This is a genomic window from Hyphomonas sp. UBA4494, assembly GCF_002388935.1.
Lineage (GTDB): Bacteria > Pseudomonadota > Alphaproteobacteria > Caulobacterales > Hyphomonadaceae > Hyphomonas.
Map to the genome: position 1 here is coordinate 4,149 of NZ_DGNK01000038.1, position 18,117 is coordinate 22,265.

An 18,117-nucleotide genomic window follows, 5' to 3' on the forward strand; every position below is an offset into this window, starting at 1 on the left:
AACGCAACGCTATCACAGGCCGATTGACCCCTTCCCCCAGACCCGCCAGTACAGCCGATATGAGCGATCACTCCCATTCTCACCACCACGATCACGATCATGCACATGGCCACAGCCATGAGCACCATGCCGACATGACCAGCGCCGACTCGCGTCGCCGCGTCGCCATAGCCGGGCTGCTGACAGCCGCCTTCATGTTTGCCGAAGTGGCGGGCGGCCTGATCTCCGGCTCGCTGGCCCTGCTGGCCGATGCCGCGCACATGCTGACCGATGCCGGCTCGCTGGCCCTCGCCTGGGTGGGGTACAAGCTGGCCGAACGCCCGGCCGACCCGCAGCGCTCCTACGGCTTTGCGCGGATGAAGATTCTCGCCGCCTTCACCAATGGCATTCTTCTGGTCGCGCTGGCCTGCTGGATCATGTGGGAAGCCGTGCATCGCCTGCTGGACCCGGTTGATGTAATGGGCGGCGTGCTGATGGCCGTCGCCGTGGGCGGCCTGCTCGTCAACATTCTTGCCTTTGCCATCCTGCATGGCGGCAGCAAGGAAGACCTGAACCTGCAAGGGGCGCTCTGGCATGTCGCGGGCGACCTGCTCGGCTCGATCGCGGCCATTGGCGCGGCGATCATCATCATGACCACCGGCTGGATGGCCGCCGACCCCATCCTGTCAGCACTGGTGGCCCTGCTGGTCCTCATCGCCGGGGTGCGCATTGCCCGCAAGTCCGGCCATATCCTTCTGGAAGGCACGCCTGCCGGGCTCGATCCCGAAGACATACAGGCCGACCTGCTGGCCGAGATCGACGGCATCGCGGGCGTGGCCCATTTCCATGCCTGGGCCCTGACCGAATCCAAGCCCCTGATCACGCTGGAAGTCACCGCTGCCCCCGGCGCCGATCCTGACCAGCTGCGCCGCGCCGTAAAGGCCCGCCTCGCTGACCGGTTCGATGTCTTCCATGCCACGGTCGAAGTCGTCTGCGACGGCAATAACGGGGCTTTGGGCCCCGCCGGGCAGTGTTCACATTGATATGATGCCCGCAGCACTTTAAGGCTCATGCCGCAGGCCCCATATGCCGGGCCGATATGACAAGAACAGATGGCGGATCCTTCGCAATGGCTGACACGAAACACACCGAAATCCTGATCATCGGCTCTGGCCCCGCTGGCTGGACCGCCGCCGTCTATGGCGCGCGCGCCATGCGCGATGTGACCGTGGTGACCGGCATGCAGCCGGGTGGCCAGCTGACCATCACGACCGAGGTCGAGAACTATCCCGGCTTCACCGAGATCCAGGGCCCGGACCTGATGGTGAAGATGCAGGAACACGCCGAAGCCATGGGCGCAAACGTGATCAATGATCATATCGCCGAAGTCGACTTCTCCTCGCGCCCGTTCAAGGCCGTCGGCGAGAGCGGCACCACCTACACGGCTGATTCCGTTGTCATCTCCACGGGCGCACAGGCCAAATGGCTCGGCATCCCCAGCGAAGAGAAATACAAGGGCTTCGGCGTCTCCGCTTGTGCCACCTGTGACGGCTTCTTCTATCGCGGCAAGGAAGTGCTCGTTGTCGGCGGCGGCAACACGGCCGTTGAAGAGGCCCTGTTCCTCACCAATTTCGCGTCCAAGGTCACGGTCGTGCACCGCCGCGAAGGCTTCCGCGCAGAGAAGATCCTGCAGGACCGCCTGTTCAAGAACCCGAAAGTCGAAGTCATCTGGAACAGCGTGCTCGACGAAGTCCTCGGCGGCGGCGACCCGGCTGGCGTCACAGGCGCGCGCATCAAGAATGTCGAGACCGGCGAGACCACAGACCTGCCTGTCCACGGCGTCTTTATTGCCATCGGCCACGCTCCATCGACCGAGCTGTTCAAGGGCAAGCTGGAGATGAAGGACAATGGCTATCTGATCACGGCGCCAGACTCCACCGCGACGGAAATCCCCGGCGTCTTCGCAGCGGGCGATGTCACGGACGAGACCTATCGTCAGGCTGTCACAGCCGCTGGCATGGGCTGCATGGCAGCGCTCGAAGCCGAGCGCTTCCTCTCTGAACAAGAGGCCCACGCCGAAGCCGTCGCCGCGGAATAGCGCCCTACAGCATACCCGCCGCGATCTCCTGGGCGCGGCGGTCATCTCTCAGCATTTCGGCTTTCAACATGGCCGCGCGCGCCTGCATGACACGCTCCAGTTCGGAATCGACAGCTGCGGCAAGCGCTGCGTCCAGCGCGGATAATACTTCATCACGATACTTGCGCGCATTCAGCGCCGCGAGCGCCCGCGCCCATTGCCAGTGAACCGACGCCTCATCCGGCGCGGCGGCTATGGCGGCCTCATAATGGTCGCGTCCGTCAGAGACCCCCGCCCCCATGATCATGGCCCCGATCGGACCGCCGCGATTGACGACTTCCAGATTCCACACCGACAGGAAACCGTGCGCATAGACATTGCCGGGTTCGTCTTTCAGCACGCCCCGCGCCAGGTCTCGCGCCTCTTCCGCCCAGCCGGTCTTGCGCGCCTCACGCGTGCTCATCGGTCTCAGGATCAACGACAATGCAATCGCCCGCTGCAAACGCCCCTCGGCATGGGCCGGGTCCATGATGAGGGCGACATTGGCGTCATCCAATGCCCGGTGCAGCACATCCTCCGGTGGGTCAGCCGGCCCTGACATCGCCTCTGCCAACAGCGCCCGCGCGCGAAAGGCCAGCGCATCTGCAGTTTTGCTATCCGACAGTTCCGTGCGGGCAGTATCATACTCCCCCCGCACAAAGGCCGCCTCCGCCGCTGCCTCATCAGCCACCGCCAAGGGCGCAAAGGCCAGGCCCGCCAGTACGAATGCAAGGAAAACTGATCGCGTCATGGATGAACATGATAGAGCGCGGCATCTTGTGCGGCCAGTCATTCTCGCGAATTTTAATCCCCTACTCGGCCGCCAGAATCGCCGTGTAGCCGTCTACCGGATCAAAGTAATCGGATATCGCACCGATGATCCTGCTGCCGTCTCCCGAAACAATCAATTGCCTCTGTCGCAACTGGTCCGAAGACTTCCCGACCGAATATTTTTTTATCAAGCTTCCTTCGCGGTCATACGCCCACACATCTCCCTGGTCTCTGGTAATACGAAACCCACCATAGAAGATGCCATTCACGTCGACCTCAGCCGCAGTAGGATACGGATTGCCCGCGAGCGTCTGGACCTGTTTCAACGTCGTCGTGTCGAACACATTGAACTGATAGGGGGACCCGGAAGCGGTGTAGGCTACGGTACCGTCAAGTGACAATGCGGTGTCCGCCCCACCGGATCCCACACCATGATCAACGTCCCCATGATAAAGGGAGTGAAGTGTCCCGCCATCCCGATGGCGATATGTCAGGCTGAAACAGTACAGCGAAAACGGGCTCAAGCCCTCGTCCAAGAGGCATAGCTTCTCACCGTTTCTGCTGACATCAACCGAGTTTCTGTTGTTGTAGGTGTACAGGCCAAAGTCCACATCCAACTGCTCTCTATTCGCGAGATCGTATGCCAGCCCCGAACCGGTAAAAAGAATTTCCTTTCCATTTACTCGCCTGACCACCATTGAATCGAGGTACTCAGTACTCCATCCTTCCTGGACCTCGTATGTGGACAGGTCTACTGGAACGATGTTGTTATTCGTCTCGTCGAACACATACAGGAATGAGCCGTCAGGACTGATGGTCATGACACCATTCTTAGGTGACACATTCTCAATCGTTTCCACGAGCTCTCCGGTATAGACATTGAAAATGTCCACGTTCTTATCAACTATGTAATCGCGGTCCGTCGTATTAGCGTAAAAGTATGGTCTCACAGGATCTGCAACAATATTTCTGGCACCAATTGCATTGTTTGTGACCTCCAGCCGAGCTTCAGGGTCCTCTTCCCCAATCCAGAGGGAGACCTCGACTTGTTCAGTATTCTGCACGAAAGTGTTGTCCGTCCTCACCTCGACCTGAGCCATATGCACCACACCGGCGGCAAGGCCGGTAGGGTCCGCCTGAAGAGTCAGCACACCTGGGGTCTGGCCGGAGGGCGTGACAGTTAGCCAAGCCGCATTGTCGGTCGCTGTCCAGTCCAGCGGATCACCCGAATTTTCGGAGACGGTGATCTCCCGATCCAATATGGATTTGGCAGGAAAGTGCGAAAAGCTCACGCCCGTTTCTTCGACCAGGATTCGGCGGGGCTCAATATACACATCGAGTCCGACCGTGAAGGACTGGTCGAAATTGGTGTCCACGAACTTTACATCCGCCCTGTACTTGCCGGGCGCCAGATCTGTCGGGCTCATAGTGATCGTGGCGAAGTCAGGCTGGCTTGCGCTGGACGGTGTCACGCTGACCCAATCCTGCAGCGGCTCTGCCTTCCAGGATACGTCCAGGCCTTCAACACTCACCCGCCGTGTCAGGGCCTCCGTTGATCCTTGCACGGCCTCAAGATCAGGCCCGTCAAGCACCGACACGATCAGTTCATTTCCCATCGCAAAGGAGACATCGACGATGTGTTGCTTGGGGGCCTTGGTATCATAGACGATGAAGATGCCCTCATTCTGGCCTGCCTCTGCCATATCGGTAAGGGGCGTGACCCTGACGGTGGCATAGCCTGTTCCTTCCGTCCTGCTGAAGGTCAGCCACGGGGCCACCTGTTTGATCTTCCACGGAATACCCTCGCCCGCGATGTGAATCTCGGCCCCCTCGATAGTTCGACCCCGAACGCCCCTGAACGACATTTCCGTCGTCGACACTTTCAGAACGGGACGCTCAGGAAGGTCGGAAGATCGCGTACCGGCGGCCGTGGCCACGATGGCAAGATAATCTGCTTCCAGTTTCTCGTTTGCTTCGGAGAACGCTTCTCCTTCACGCGGGAGGTGTTCCGCGGTTTCCACTGCGCTCACGAAAACATCTTCCATGCTGAGGACAGCCGCATTGTCCTCAGCCTCGTTCATGATCATCTGGCCGCCATTCTCGGTGAAGTCCTGGATCAGCGCGTCCATACGCTGGTCCAAGGGGCCCGACCCTTCCAGCAGCGCGCCGAGGAAGCCGGCATTGACATAGGCGGCCCGCAAGATATCTGCGGGCAGATCATTGTCGGGTTCCGCCGTCGTCACATCGACCCCCGGCAGGCTGGTCAGGTCTTCGCTCTCGAGACCGAACAGGTCGGCCACCTGGCTGTTCGCGGCGACAATGTCTGTCCGGTCCAGTACATCACCGTTGGCATTGTATTCCATAAGCTCTGCGGCCAACGTGGTAATGGCGTTGACGTGAACCGTCGCGCTGCCTCCGTCAGTGGGCGTTTCAATGATTGCAGAGAGTTCGAACTCGTCGCTGATTTCGAATGTCTCGCCAAAATCCACATCGTAACAACCCGAAGGCGCGTCACAGACCATGACGGCACCACTGCCGCCGGTCACCACGATTTTCACGACCTGGCCCTCGAAGCCGGTGGAGCCGAGAACCGACAGGTCAAAACTGCCGTCGAATGTCGTGGTTGTGCCGGTCGCAATCTCGACGGACGCGTCATTCGCATCCAGCACGCGAACCGTGCCGCCCAGTATCACGCCCTTTGTCGCAGTGCCCTCCAGTTCGAAACTGATACCGCTCGGAGCGGGTGGCGCAGGGGGCGGCGCCGGATCGGACCCGCCACTTCCTCCTCCGCCACCGCAGGCCGCAAGCAGGACCGCACACACCGGGGCGATCAGACCAGGATACCATTTTCTAAGCGCGTGATGAGAGGTGGAAAACGGCAGCATTCTACAGTCCTTTGCCTTGTCCGGGCCCGCCTGACAGCAGGCCCAGGCACCAGTGTTGAGCCGGCCTTCGGGCCAGCCGTCAGTTTTGGGAAGGCGCGGGTTCCAGCCCCTCCCCTGTGAAAATGTCCAGACAAGATACGCCGTCCCGGCACCAGTTCCCCGAGAACTGTTCCGTTAACCACGCGCCCGGTCAGGCGATTGATTTCAAAGATGAATTACCGACTTTCCCCCGGTCTTTCCCTTTGCAATACGTCGCCATACTTTGGCGAGCCAAGAGGTGGGCCGTCAACCTAGGAATGGGAAAATTACGCCAAGAAAGTACGTTGGTGCGACAGAATGCTGCGCAACACGACAATTCGGGGAACCGCAAATGGTGGTTCGGGGGAGACTTGAACTCCCGACCTCGCGATTATGAGTCGCGCGCTCTAACCAGCTGAGCTACCGAACCGTTTCGCTGTTGCGAAGCGCGCCTCATACACGCGGTTTCTCGCCTCCGCAAGCACCCGGCCTGCACGCGATGCAGGAGAATTCCGGGCCCTTAATCGGCCTTCCCTGCCCCAGTGCCCATACCGGAGACCCAGAGCGCCGCGATGAAGGCACCCTTGATGCGGGGAAGCAAGAGGAGCACCGCCCCGGTGACGGCGATGGCGGCCACCGGCAGAGCGGCCCAGAGCGGGAAGTGGCCGAACGAAACAAAGAAGGTTATTGCCACGAGGAATGGACCGAGCGACAGAACGGTCAACCAGGCCGGGCCATCATCGGCGCGAATGCTGCCAAGCGGTTCGCCGCAATGATCGCACGCATCGGCCTGTTTCAGGTAAGCCCGGAAAATCCGCCCCTGCCCGCAATTGGGACACCGAAATCGAAGCCCTCGCCCTATGGCGGTCATCAGGCTTGGTTTCTGGTCTTGCGCAGGCGTGTGACCCGTCATGCCCGGATCAGGCCAATTGGCGGTGGTCTGCTTCGGCCGCTGCTGCGCGATCCGCAAGGAGGATGTCGACAAGCGTCGCGACCAGCGCACGCGGCCGGATCGGCTTTTCGATGATTGTGGTGAAGCCCGCCTCTTCGCACGCCAGACGGCGCTCCGGGCTGACATCCGCGGTCACCGCAATGACCGGCGCAAGTGCATTCGGGGCTCGCCCATCGCGAATGGCCTTGAGGACCTCGTCGCCGGTGGCCCCCGGCAGGTGGATATCTGTCAGAATGGCCTGATATGTGTTGGTCGCGGCGCGGTCGATCGCATCTTCGGCGGTCTGGACGGAATCCACCTGCCAGCCTGCCGCCGACAGGGCGCGGGTGACGACAAGGGCGCTGACGGCATGGTCTTCGGCCAGCAGGATGCGGCCGAGATCGAAGGCGCGCATGCGCGGCTTCGGCGGCGCACCGGTGACCGCAAGCCGCGGCCCCGCCCGTTCGACGGGCATGGTGACGGTGAAGATTGATCCGCCATTGGGATTGTCCGTCAGCAGGATTTCTCCGCCGAGACGCTTGGCCAGCCCCTTGGCAATGGACAGACCCAGGCCGGATCCGCCATGCGTGGTGGCGGTAGAAGCATTGGCCTGTTCAAAGGCTTCAAACAGGCGCGCCTTGTCGATATCGGTAATGCCACAGCCAGTGTCTTCCACCGTCATGCGCAATTTAAGGTTTCCCGCAGCTTCGAATGTGGACAGCTCGACGCCGATATATCCGCGCTCGGTAAATTTCAGCGCATTGCTCATCAGATTGAACAATATCTGGCGAAGCCGCATCGCGTCGGCTTCCAGCCTTGCCACAGCGCCGCCGGCGACCTTGATGCGCAGGTCCAGCCGTTTGCCGGCAATACGCGACTGCCAGAGGTCGCGCGCCTCATTCGCGAAATCGTGCAGGTCGAACGGGGCATTGTTCACGGTGAGCTTGCCAGCTTCCAGGCGTGACAGATCAAGCAGGTCGCTCAGCAGTCGGTCGAGATGGTGCCCGCTTTCCGAAATGGTGCGCGCGAGGCGTTTCGGCTCACCGCCGCTCACGCTGTCCTGCAACAGGTCAGCAACGCCGAGAATGCCGGTCAGTGGCGTGCGGATCTCATGCCCGACAAATGCCAGGAAGCGTGCCTTCTCTTGTTCGAAGGCGCCAGTATCCGTCCGTGATTTCTGTAGCCGCTTTTGGGCGACCTGCATGGCGCGGGCGCGGGCGGCGTTTTCCAGCGCGACGGCGGAGAGCATCGCCGCGGGGCTGATCAGGCCGAGATACTTGCCGTCAGACAGGACGATCACGCCATCGGTCAGCGCCGAGGTCGAGCCGTCCGCGGCGAGCTTTGCCACCAGGCCGATCGGTGTTCCAGCCTCGCACATGATGGGATGCTCGATCATGATTTCGGTAATGCGCGTGGTGCCATTGGCCTGACGGGCGCTGGGGGTTGCGAGCGCCTCAAACACGGACCGGCGCGAAACCATGCCCAGCGCAGCGCCATCGCTGACAATCGGCACGGCAAATACATCAGGATGGGCGAGCAACCGCGTAAAGACCGCTGACACGGTCGCAGCTGTGGGTACAGGCCGCACAGCGACCGCAATGTCTTCTACTCGTACCGGCATGAAAGCGACGGTGTCCTTACACAGGTTAAGAAGACACCTTGCTACATAAACCTTTACGTGCGGCAAACACATCCCTAACCAAAAATGAACGCCCGATCCTTTTGGAGGACCGGGCGTTCAATTCGGTAATCTTTCAGCGCGGGGGCGCGCCTAGTTGACGTCGCTGCGATGGTTCACGACCTTGCCGACGAGACCGTATTTGACGGCTTCTTCCGCGCTCATCCAGAAGTCACGATCGGTGTCTTCCTTGATCTGCTCCAGCGACTTGCCCGTGGCGGCTGCGAAGATCTTGTTGAGGCGTTCGCGCATCTTGATGATCTCGCGGGCCTGAATTTCAACATCCGTGGCCTGGCCGCCAACGCCGCCCCGCGGTTCATGAAGCAGGAAGCGGGTGTTCGGCAGGCAGAAGCGGTTTTCCTTCTTCGCCGCCGCATAGATCAGCGCGCCAGCCGAGGCGACCCAGCCGGTGCCAAGGATTTTCACGGGCGCTTCGACGAATTTGATCATGTCGTGGATCATGTCGCCGCTTTCGACGTGACCGCCGGGCGAGGAGAGGACCAGCAGGATCGGCTCCTTGCTCTCGGCCGACAAGGCCAGCAGGCGCTGGCTGACGCGGCGGGCGGCATGGAAATCGATGCCGCCTGTCAGCAGGATGGTGCGGGCCTTGAACAGCGCTTCCTCAAGGAAGGCGTTCGGCTCGGACTGAGGCTTTTCTTCTGTCTCGTCATCGAGGCGGTGCAAAAGGTTCATGAGGACTCCGAAAGGCGGGAAATCTGGTTGAGCCTATAGGTGAGGTGCCACGCGCGCCGGGTCAAGGCTGGACCTGCCTGTCCGCGCGAAAACCTGTGACAGCGGCCAGCGCGATCAGGCCGCCTCGCCGACGATGCGGGATACATCCTCGGCGTAGCGCTGGGCCTTTTTCTCGCCAACGCCGCTGATCAGGCGCAGCTCGTCGGCGTCGGCGGGGCGCTCGCGGGCGATTTCGGCGAGGGTCCGGTCATGGAAGATGACATAGGGCGGCACGCCGCGCGTCTTGGCGGTTTCGGTGCGCCAGCTGCGCAGCATGTCGAACAGGATCTGGTCGCGCTCCGACATGTCAGCCAGGGCCTGCGCAGCGACGCGGCTCTTGCCCTTGGCGCGCTTGCGGGTGGCGGCGGGGTCAGCACGCAGCATCAGGGTCCGGTCGCCCCGGAACAGGGCGCGGGCGGCCTCGGCATCCGGCACGACGACCGCCGGCCGGTTCATCTCACCGCCCTCGGCCAGCATGCCATCATAGAGCAAGGCGTCGAACACGCGGCCCCAGCCCTGTTTCGGCATGTCCTTGCCGATGCCATAGGTCGACTGGGTGGAGAGTTCCTCGTCGAAACTGTCCTTGGCCTGTCCGAGCAAATGATTGATCAGGCGGCCGCGCCCGATCTTCTGGCCGCAGCGCAACACGGCGGAGACCGCCATCTGTGCCCAGCGGGTTGCATCATAGGGCTCGCCGGTCTCACCCCGGCAGGTATCGCACGCGCCGCAGGCCTCGACCCCCTCTTCCCCGAAATAGCGGCGCACGGCAGCGCGGCGGCATTCATCGCCATCGAAGAAGGCAAACAGCTGGCGGGTCTTGGTGATCTGCACGCGCTTGACCGCTTCGGGCGCGTCGCCCTCATAGGTCCAGCTGAGCGAGCGGCGCATGTCGGCGGGGCCGTAGAGCGCGACGCCTTCGGCGGGCTCTCCGTCGCGGCCTGCGCGGCCGACTTCCTGCCAGTAGGCTTCCATCGTCTTGGGCGGATCAGCATGGATGACGAAGCGGACGTCCGGCTTGTCGACCCCCATACCGAAGGCGACGGTGGCGCACATGACGAGGCCATCTTCCAGCAGGAAGCGCCTCTGGCGCTCGGCCCGCACATCCGCATCGAGCCCCGCATGATAGGCGAGCGCCGTGATGCCCGCACGTTCGATGGCCTCGGCGAGGTCTTCGGTGGCGTTGCGGGTGGCGGCATAGACGATGCCAGACAGGCCCGGACGCGCCTTGACGAGGGAGACGACCCGCTGGGCGCGGTTGCCTTCCTTGGGCTCTGCGGCGAGGGCGAGATTGGGCCGGTCGAAGCTCGCCACATGGACGGCCGGTTGGGTGAGGTCGAGCTGCGCGAGAATGTCGTCGCGCGTACGGGTGTCAGCCGTGGCGGTCACCGCGAGGCGCGGCACGCCGGGGAACAGATCCTTCAGCCGCCCGAGGGCGCGATAGTCCGGGCGGAAATCATGGCCCCATTGGCTGACGCAGTGGGCCTCGTCCACGGCGATCAGCGAGACCTTCATCTGGGCAAGCCGCTGGGCCAGCCCCGTGCCCATGCCTTCGGGCGAGACATAGAGCAGATCCATCTCGCCGCGCGCGGCCGCCTCCAGCGCTTCGGCGCGGGCATTGAAATCCATCGAGGAATCCAGCCGCTCGGCGCGCACGCCGACCTGTTTGAGTGCATCGACCTGATCGGCCATCAGCGCGATCAGCGGCGAGACGACAATGCCGATACCATCACGCAACAGCGCCGGGATCTGGTAGCAAAGCGACTTGCCGCCGCCGGTCGGCAGCACGGCGAGGCCATCCTTGCCCCCCAGCGTGTCGGCGATGACATCCTCCTGCAGCCCCCGGAAGGCGTCATAGCCATAGACGCGCTTCAGCAGCGCGCGGGCATCATCAAGAGTTGGCTGGGCAGGCATCAGCCTCTTGTGGCGACGCAAGTGAGTCGGGGCAAGAGCACAGGTGCCTTCACGCAGCCGCGCCGAACGCCTCGACAAGAAACGTATGGCGACGGGCGACGGCGCGGGCGTCACGGGCATAGCCGCCGCCGAGGACGCCGCAGAGCGGGATACCGGCTGAGCGGCAGGCCCGCGCCACGAATCCATCTCGCGCGCGCAGCCCCTCATCGCTGAGGGACAAAAGGCCCAGACGGTCTTCTGCATGCGGATCGACCCCGGCATTGTAGAAGACGATATCCGGCGATGTGCCGAGCGCGGCCTCGACCAAGTCTTCCAGCGCGGCCAGATAGGCGGCATCGCCCGTGCCCTTCGGCAAGCCGATGTCCAGATCAGAGGGCGGCTTCTCGCGCGGCCAGTTCTGTTCGCAATGCAGCGAGGCGGTGAAGACGCGCGGATCATAGCGGAAGATCAGCGCCGTGCCGTCGCCATGATGGACGTCGCAATCGATGACCGCCACACGGCGCACTTCCTTCGTTTCCAGCAAGAGCTTTCCGGCAACGCCGACATCGTTGAACACGCAGAAACCCGCGCCGCCGTCGGGCCCGGCATGATGGCTGCCGCCGGCAAGGTTCACAGCGGCCCCCTGCTCCAGAGCAAGGCGCGCGGCGAGACATGTGCCGCCGACCGATGCAGCCGAGCGCCGGGCAATGGCGGGCGTGATCTCGAACCCGACCTTGCGCGCGGCCTTCGCGTCCAGCGTCTGGGTCATGATGGCGCTGACATAGGCCTCGTCATGCGCGAGGTGCAGCCAGTCTTCCAGCGCGGCCTCCGGCGCTATGAAACGGTGGCCCGCGTCGCGGAGAAATTCGGCCACGAGCGCATATTTGCGCATCGGGAAGCGATGGTCATCGGCGACCGTTTTCGCGTCATAGTCAACATGGTGGATAATGGGCAGTGTCATATCGGGCGGAACCTAGCGGGTTTTCCGCCCGTTTCCACTTATGCACGGTGCGCATAGGTGTGATGGCTGGCCGCAATCTACAGGCAGCGCCCGGACGCGTCATATTCGCTGCAACACGAGCGCGAAAGGAAATCGCCATGATTGAACACAGACCCTTCAAACAGCTCGGCCGGTTCCAGAATGACTGGCTGAATGCCAATTACCATTTCTCTTTTTCCGGTTATCACGACCCGGAGCGCATGGGCGAAGGCGCCTTGCGCGTCTGGAATGACGACACGATCCAGCCGCATACCGGCTTCCCCCCCCACGGGCACCAGTCGATGGAGATCATCACCTATGTCCGCACCGGCGCGATCACGCACAAGGATTCCATGGGTAATACCGGCCGTACCGAGGCCGGGGACGTCCAGGTCATGAGCGCTGGCGACGGTGTGCAGCATTCCGAGTGGAACGCCGAAGACGAGGAAACCACCCTGTTCCAGATCTGGATCCTGCCGCGTGAAGCAGGCGGCAAGCCTGGTTGGGGCGCCCGGAAATTTCCCAAAGGGGAACGGTCCGGCAATTGGGCGGTGCTGGCCTCAAGTGACGGCGCAGACGACAGCCTCGTCATCAATCAGGACGCCAATGTGCTCGGCGCGACACTGAAGGAAGGCGAAACGCTGACCTATGAAGTGAAGGAAGGCCGTCATGGATATCTGGTGCTGGCCGACGGATCTGTCGAGTTGAACGGCATTGTCATGACCGGACGCGACGGGGCCGCCATCACCGGCGCCGAGACCCTGACAGTGAAGGGCATTGCCGACGCCGAGATCGTGTTCGTCGACACGGTTTGATCTCTGCCTCCGGCCACGTTACTTCGAAGACCGGGCCGCAGCGCAATGCGGCTCGGTCTTATTGGTTGTGGGAGGTCACACGATGCAAGTTATCCGCGGCAAGGCGTTTACCGCGCCCAAGGCCTGGGGTGCGATCGATGTCGCAAACATGGACGGGATCACCACACGCCTTCACTGGACCGACCAGCCCTATATCTGGCACGTCAATGAGGGCGAGGAGGTGTTCGCGGTCCTCGATGGGATCGTGGACATGCACTACCGCGAAGACGGTGCAGAGAAGATCGTGACGCTGGAAACAGGAGACATTTTCTTCGCCGGGATTGGATGCGAACATGTCGCTCACCCCCGGGGTGAAGCCCGCATCCTTGTGGTCGAGCAGGAAGGCAGTGTTTGAACCCCTGACAGGTGCACTCCACGCTCACAGGCCTGTGACTTCTACGGGCATGGGCAGCGTGGTAGGATGAATCTATAGCAGTTTTGGAGAGACTTCGATGAAACGACTAGTTCCCCTCGCCGCCCTAGCCTTGCTGGCCGCCCCGGCCGCGCTCGCAGGCGAAATCAATGTCACCTTCAGCCCGGAATTCACCGAGGAGCTGAACGATGAATATGGCATGCGCGAAGCTGATTACCTGATAGAAGAAGTGCAGGAAGACCTGACCCGCGAACTCGGCAAGGCCGGGCTCGACATAGCCCGCATTGATGTGACCATCCTTGACGCCAAGCCCAACAAGCCGACGTTCAAGCAATTGGGCGATACGCCCGGCCTTGATTATGGCGACTCCAAAAGCATTGGTGGCATGAAACTGTCAGCAACGGCCTTTGATGCCAGCGGCAAAGCGACAGGCGACCTGACCTATGACTGGTATGAGACTGATATTCGTTATGCCGGTATCTCGACCTGGCAGGACGCCAAGCGCGCCTCTGACCGGTTTGCCCGCAAATTCGTGAAAGAACTGACAGCCGCGACGCCGTCCGGCAGCTAGAGAACCAGCTCGCACCGCTCATTCAGGCTTGGCCGGGAAATGGCGACTTTCGTCAGGCCCGGCAGGCCTTCTTTCAGGTCGGCTGCTGCCCAGAGGCAGATCCGCTCCAGCGTCGGAACTTCAAGCCCTTCAATGTCATTCAGCAGCTTGTGATCCAGCTTCGCTGCCGTAGCCTGCAGGCAGGCGGTCAGATGAGAGAAATCCTCAACCCATTGCTCGCCTGGCTTGACCGTGCCCGCAACCGTCGCCTCCAGTACAAAGGAATGGCCGTGCACATTGCGGTAGGGATGCCCTTCAGGCTTGCCGCCCATATAATGGGCCGCCTCGAAATTCACAGATTTCGAGATCGCAAACACGCGGCCTTCCGGGCTGGTCGCCGCGGCTGAGGTGCTGGTCTGGTCAGTCTGTGTGGTCATCGGTTCGTTTCAATTCTCGTGCGGATTTGCGCCAACAAGTGCTCGAGGCGCGGATTGGCGACCAATTGCTGGAAAAAGCTCGAAAAGTCCAGTTGTTATGGCTGCTTCTTCTGCAAGTGAATAGGGTGTTCAGGCACCGGCTTTCCAGCCTGCCCAGCCCTTTGCGCGCAGCTCACAAGCCGGGCATTCCCCACAGCCATAGCCCCACTCATGGCGCTGGCCGCGCTCGCCCAGATAGCACGTATGGGTATCTTCCGCGATCAGATCGACCAGCGCCTGGCCCCCCAGATCTTCTGCCAGCGCCCACGTCCCTGCCTTGTCTATGTACATTAGTGGCGTGTCGATCTGCATCGGAACATCGAGGCCCAGCCTCAGTGTTTCAGCCTGGGCGTCCATCGTCGTTGCGCGGCAGTCGGGATAGCCCGAATAGTCCGTTTCGCACATCCCGCCGACCAGAACAGAAATGCCCCGGCGGCTGGCCAGAGCGCCCGCCAAGGTCAGGAACAGCAGATTACGGCCCGGCACGAAGGTGGAAGGCAGGCCGGCCTCTGTCATCTCGATGCTGACATCGTGCGTCATCGCCGTTTCTCCGAGCGACTTCAGCACGGTGGCGTCGAGCATATGGTCCGGTCCAAGACGGCTGCCCCAGTCTGCATTTAGGTCAGCCAGACCCCGCCGTACCGTCTCCCGGCAATCGAGTTCGATCCGGTGGCGTTGGCCGTAGTCAAAACCGACCGTCTCTACCCGCCCGAATCGCTCAAGCGCCCATGCCAGGCAGGTCGTGGAATCCTGCCCTCCCGAGAAGAGGACCAGTGCGGCTGTAGAAGAATGTGACATGCTGCGCCTGTAACAGGCATGGGCAACGCGGCCAAGCAAGGGCGTTACATTTTTAACACCCGCATTTTAAAACCCGTCATTACCCCAGCGTCATGTTGACAGACCCGTCACGAATGCATTCAGATGACAATTGAAGCAGGCCCAAAAGAGGCCGGCTCGGCTAAAATTGCTCGAGGCAGCACTAAAGCGGCCCGAGGGGAGGAAACAAAACATGCGAAATATCAGACACTCGAAATCCGTCTGGCTGGCTGGGGCATCCGCTCTCGTGGTCGGTCTGGTGGGGCCGATGGCCGCCGCTCAGGATGACTCCGACGAAAGCCCGCGCACCCTGTCAACGGTCACGGTGACGACACAGAAAACCGAGGAATCCATTCAGGATGTTCCGATCGCGGTTTCCGCGTTCGATGAAGATGCCCTCGACCGGCTCCAGCTTGCCGGTGGCCCTGACCTGGTGAAATCCATTCCCAACGTCAGCTTCACCAAAGGCAACTTCACATCATTCAACTTCAAGATCCGCGGTATTGGCGCCGACGTGGTTGCGCAGTCCGGGGATGCGGGTGTGGGTATCCACCAAAATGACATTCCGCTTACGGCCAACCGCCTCTTCGAAGCCGAGTTCTATGATGTTGAACGTGTTGAGGTCCTGCGTGGCCCACAAGGTACGCTTTATGGACGCAACGCGACTGGCGGTGTGTTCAACCTGATTACTGCCAAGCCGGTACTGGGCGAATTCCAGGCTGACGCCGAGCTCACCTATGGCAATTACAACACGTTCAAAGGCAAGGGCATGGTCAACCTGCCCCTTGGCGAAAACGCCGCCCTGCGTGTGGCTGGCTCCTATCTCGGCCGTGACGGCTATGTGGACAATCTGACAACCGGCAATGATGTCGATGATCGTGACCTCTATAGTGTGCGGGCGACCCTCGCATTCGAGCCCACAGACTGGGCCCGTGGCTGGATTTCGGTTGAGCATTTCGAAGAAGACGATTCCCGTCTCCGCTCCGGCAAACAGCTGTGCGACAAGGATGAAGGCTTCGACAGCTTCATGGGCATTCCGGTCTCGGCTGTTGACCAGTTGGCGACATCGCTCGGCTGTGTGGATGCTCCGCTCGATCAGTCCCGTGACCGCGTGAATTCGCAGGCCACCCTCGCTGGCGGCCTTGGCATCTTTGCCGGCCTCCTGAACGGCGATGTGAACCTCGATCCGGCCATTGCAGACTTGCGCAAGATCGAGTCGGCCTTCGACCCGATGTACCAGGCCGACCAGACGCTTTATTCATGGAAGGCTGAAGCCGATATCGGCGACAATCTGCTGCTGACCTATCTCGGCAGCTATAGTGAGAGCTCAGTCGTATCGCGTGAGGATTACAACAAGGCCTCTGCATCGCTGACCTTCAACACAACGGCCGGCCCCTTCATCAACCCGGCCCTGGCACCCCTCTACCCCCTCCTGTTCCCAGGCGGCGTCGTGAACGATCCGGAACTTGGCGCTGCCAATTCCTTCCGAACATTCGACCTGTCCGGCGCGAACAGCGAGCAGTCGACCCACGAACTTCGTCTCCAGTCTGACTATGATGGTCCATTCAACTTCAATCTTGGCGCCATCAAGGTGGATTTCGAAACCATCGATCCATACAATGCTGAAGACGGTTATTACGTTCTGTCGAACGCGCTGACGGCCCTGACGCAGATCAATAATGCGGCTGGTGGCGCCTTGTTTGGCGGCAACGTTCCGCTTGATAGCGGCTCTACGACCTCCGATGGTGCGTCCCTGTTCGACCTGTCCCTGAATGGTGACGGCGGGAACTATTACCGCTCGCTGTCCCCCTACCAGCTGGAATCCTTCGCTGTCTTTGGTGAAGGTTACTATGACGTCTCTGACGATCTCCAGCTCACGCTGGGCCTTCGCTATACGGATGACCAGAAGGAACAGGACATCGTCTCGACCTTCCTGTTCACACCGCAAGCCGCGGGTGCTGATCCACTTGCGTCTCAAGGAAAGCTGAAAGCCGACTTCCAGGAAATCACTGGCCGTATCGGTTTTGACTACACAGCTGATCTCGACTTCACAGACGATACGCTGATCTACGGCTTCTATTCCAAGGGCTACAAGGGTGGCGGCATCAACCCGCCACAGCCAGCAGGTGCAAACCTGTTCCCGCAGACCTTCGATCCGGAATTCATCAACTCGTATGAAATCGGAACGAAGAACACGTTTGCAGGCGGCACCGCCCAGCTGAACCTGACCGGCTTCATGTATGACTATGAAGGCTACCAGATCACGCAGATCATCAACCGCTCTTCGGTGAACATCAACGTGGACGCAGAGCTTCAGGGTCTTGAGCTGGAAGCCCTATGGACGCCGGCAGACAATTGGCTGCTGACGGCTAATCTCGGCCTTCTGAATGCCGAAGTCGTCGACACTTATGGCATCGACGTGCTCGACCGCACCAATGGACGGGCAGATCTCGTCGCGCTGAAGAATTCCAGCACCTATTCGAACTGTGTCGTGTCCGCTCAGGGCTATGCCACAGTGCTGGGAGCGATTCAGGGCGGCCTGCTTGCTCCGGGTTCCACGCTTGGCCTCTGTACCGGCGCATTCTCCGGGCAGGAAGCCGCCTTCGGTCTGGACGGCGTCACCGTGACCTACACGGACTCCAATGGCGACACGCAGACGGCCACGGCCCTGCAGCCCATCGAAGGGGATGCCAAGAGTCTGGATGGCAACTCCATGCCGGGCGCCCCGGACATGACGCTGAACCTGGCGGCGGAATACACATTCCCAGCCATCAGCAATTCCAACTGGGACCTTACGATCCGCGGCGACTACTACATGCAGTCGGAAAGCGAGAGCCGTATCTGGAACACGCCGCGCGATGGACTGGAATCCTGGTCCAACGTCAACCTGTCGATCCTGCTCAACAATCCAGAGAGCGGATGGGGCGTGGAAGTCTTCGCCAAGAACTTGACCGACGAGGAAGTCATCACCGGTACGTACCTGACCGACGATTCCTCAGGCCTGTTCACCAACGCCTTCCTGACCGAGCCAGCCCTCTACGGCGTCACGGTCAAGAAGTCCTGGTAGGA

15 protein-coding genes and 1 tRNA gene are annotated in these 18,117 nt (G+C 61.2%); 6 read left to right on the forward strand and 10 right to left on the reverse strand.

The genetic code is table 11. The features are described 5' to 3' along the window. On the forward strand, positions 1–1,022 hold a 1,022-nt coding region (locus B2P82_RS14670; RefSeq protein WP_349679754.1), incomplete at its 5' end, for a cation diffusion facilitator family transporter. Positions 1,023–1,108: 86 nt separating this feature from the next. Then, positions 1,109–2,077, forward strand: a complete 969-nt coding sequence (trxB, locus tag B2P82_RS14675) for a thioredoxin-disulfide reductase (RefSeq protein WP_290479867.1) — start codon at positions 1,109–1,111, stop codon at positions 2,075–2,077. Between the two features lie 4 nt (positions 2,078–2,081). Here the strand turns inward: trxB and B2P82_RS14680 are convergent, their stop codons facing one another. The 8 genes from B2P82_RS14680 to B2P82_RS14715 all read right to left on the reverse strand — a co-directional run bounded on the left by B2P82_RS14680 (position 2,082) and on the right by B2P82_RS14715 (position 11,961). Next, complete coding sequence (locus B2P82_RS14680; RefSeq protein ID WP_290497715.1) at positions 2,082–2,846, reverse strand: hypothetical protein; 765 nt, start codon at positions 2,844–2,846, stop codon at positions 2,082–2,084. 61 nt (positions 2,847–2,907) lie between these two features. After that, on the reverse strand, positions 2,908–5,751 hold the full coding sequence (locus B2P82_RS14685; RefSeq protein WP_290497716.1) for a BACON domain-containing protein: 2,844 nt from the start codon (positions 5,749–5,751) through the stop codon (positions 2,908–2,910). A 371-nt stretch (positions 5,752–6,122) separates the two neighbouring features. Then, positions 6,123–6,199 (reverse strand) — tRNA-Met (locus B2P82_RS14690). Positions 6,200–6,289: 90 nt separating this feature from the next. Beyond that, positions 6,290–6,682, reverse strand: a complete 393-nt coding sequence (locus B2P82_RS14695) for a DUF983 domain-containing protein (protein ID WP_290497717.1) — start codon at positions 6,680–6,682, stop codon at positions 6,290–6,292. A gap of 7 nt (positions 6,683–6,689) precedes the next feature. Further along, complete coding sequence (locus tag B2P82_RS14700; RefSeq protein WP_290497718.1) at positions 6,690–8,321, reverse strand: ATP-binding protein; 1,632 nt, start codon at positions 8,319–8,321, stop codon at positions 6,690–6,692. 150 nt (positions 8,322–8,471) lie between these two features. Next, positions 8,472–9,071, reverse strand: coding sequence for an ATP-dependent Clp protease proteolytic subunit (locus B2P82_RS14705; protein ID WP_034810690.1), 600 nt, complete (start codon positions 9,069–9,071; stop codon positions 8,472–8,474). A 114-nt stretch (positions 9,072–9,185) separates the two neighbouring features. Then, entirely contained in the window at positions 9,186–11,021 is a 1,836-nt protein-coding gene (gene recQ / locus B2P82_RS14710; RefSeq protein WP_290497719.1) for a DNA helicase RecQ, read from the reverse strand. Between the two features lie 49 nt (positions 11,022–11,070). Continuing rightward, complete coding sequence (locus tag B2P82_RS14715; RefSeq protein WP_290497720.1) at positions 11,071–11,961, reverse strand: histone deacetylase family protein; 891 nt, start codon at positions 11,959–11,961, stop codon at positions 11,071–11,073. A gap of 137 nt (positions 11,962–12,098) precedes the next feature. On the opposite strand from B2P82_RS14715, the gene B2P82_RS14720 reads away from it, so the two are divergent. The 3 genes from B2P82_RS14720 (at position 12,099) to B2P82_RS14730 (ending at position 13,777) form a co-directional block, all read left to right on the forward strand. Next, complete coding sequence (locus B2P82_RS14720) at positions 12,099–12,794, forward strand: pirin family protein (protein ID WP_290497721.1); 696 nt, start codon at positions 12,099–12,101, stop codon at positions 12,792–12,794. 82 nt (positions 12,795–12,876) lie between these two features. Then, on the forward strand, positions 12,877–13,188 hold the full coding sequence (locus B2P82_RS14725) for a cupin (protein WP_206991239.1): 312 nt from the start codon (positions 12,877–12,879) through the stop codon (positions 13,186–13,188). Positions 13,189–13,285: 97 nt separating this feature from the next. Continuing rightward, positions 13,286–13,777, forward strand: a complete 492-nt coding sequence (locus B2P82_RS14730; protein ID WP_206991240.1) for a hypothetical protein — start codon at positions 13,286–13,288, stop codon at positions 13,775–13,777. On the opposite strand, the gene B2P82_RS14735 is transcribed toward B2P82_RS14730, so the two are convergent. After that, positions 13,774–14,193: a 6-carboxytetrahydropterin synthase gene (locus tag B2P82_RS14735; protein WP_290479876.1), complete on the reverse strand. Its 420-nt coding sequence runs from the start codon at positions 14,191–14,193 to the stop codon at positions 13,774–13,776. The genes B2P82_RS14730 and B2P82_RS14735 overlap by 4 nt on opposite strands. Positions 14,194–14,322: 129 nt before the next feature. Continuing rightward, positions 14,323–15,030, reverse strand: a complete 708-nt coding sequence (gene queC, locus B2P82_RS14740; protein ID WP_290484651.1) for a 7-cyano-7-deazaguanine synthase QueC — start codon at positions 15,028–15,030, stop codon at positions 14,323–14,325. Between the two features lie 211 nt (positions 15,031–15,241). On the opposite strand from queC, the gene B2P82_RS14745 reads away from it, so the two are divergent. Next, the gene (locus tag B2P82_RS14745) at positions 15,242–18,115 is read left to right on the forward strand and encodes a TonB-dependent receptor (RefSeq protein WP_290497722.1); all 2,874 of its coding nucleotides are present in this window, start codon (positions 15,242–15,244) and stop codon (positions 18,113–18,115) included. Positions 18,116–18,117 lie beyond the last annotated feature (2 nt).